1 protein-coding gene is annotated in these 1,088 nt (G+C 44.9%); it reads right to left on the bottom strand.

Translation table 11 applies throughout. The features are described from left to right. On the bottom strand, positions 1-1,088 hold a 1,088-nt coding region (locus NHE85_RS16680; protein WP_252813341.1), incomplete at both ends, for a hypothetical protein.

The following is a 1,088-nucleotide window of genomic DNA, read 5'->3' as shown; positions in this document are numbered from 1 at the left end:
GCTTAGCATTGGTTACTGCATCAGCTCCTATCTTAGCTGTAGTTACTGCTCCGTCAGCAAGCTTTACTTCTGTAATTCCGCCTGTGGCAACACTTACATTAGCATCTTTTAATAAGGCTCCTGCTCCGGTACCTCCAATACTGATCGATCCATCTCCAGCTGTAAGGTCTTTTCCTGCTATGCTGCCCGATGGAATAGCATTACTGAATGTTACTGCTCCTGCAGCATCGGCTATTGCAATACGATCAGCTGTACCTGTTCCTGCTGTTAACTTAGCCGATGTTACATTACCGTCTTTTATATTCTCGGTCTGAACCGCATTATCGGCAAGCTTGGCATTGGTTACTGCATCGGCTTTTATATCTAACGTTACATCGGTAAAGGTGGCATTATCACCTCCTGTTACTGTAAGGTCTGTAGAGGTAATGTCTCCATCTCCTTCAAGAGCAGTTACATCTACTTCTAAAGAACCATTGGTAGTATTCTGTTTTAATCCTGTACCCGCTACACTCGAATCGATCTTGGCAGCTGTTACTGCGTCGTCGGCAAGTTTCACGGCTGTTACTGCCGCATCTTCTATCTTAACTGTAGTTACTGCTGCATCTTTGATATCAGAAGTTTCTACTGCCCCTGCTGCAATGTTTTCGGTCTGAACTGCATTGTCCGCAAGCTTAGCATTGGTTACTGCATCAGCTCCTATCTTAGCTGTAGTTACTGCCCCGTCTGCAAGCTTTACTTCTGTAATTCCGCCTGTGGCAACACTTACATTAGCATCTTTTAATAAGGCTCCTGCTCCGGTACCTCCAATACTGATCGATCCATCTCCAGCTGTAAGGTCTTTTCCTGCTATGCTGCCCGATGGAATAGCATTACTGAATGTTACTGCTCCTGCAGCATCGGCTATTGCAATACGATCAGCTGTACCTGTTCCTGCTGTTAACTTAGCCGATGTTACATTACCGTCTTTTATATTCTCGGTCTGAACCGCATTATCGGCAAGCTTGGCATTGGTTACTGCATCAGCTTTTATATCTAGTGTCACATCGGTAAAGGTGGCATTATCTCCTCCTGTTACTGTAAGGTCTGTA

This window comes from Flavobacterium sp. NRK1, assembly GCF_024054175.1.
In the GTDB taxonomy this organism is placed as follows: domain Bacteria; phylum Bacteroidota; class Bacteroidia; order Flavobacteriales; family Flavobacteriaceae; genus Flavobacterium.
Note: the sequence above shows the minus strand (reverse complement) of the source record. Positions and strands in the feature narration are given on the sequence as shown.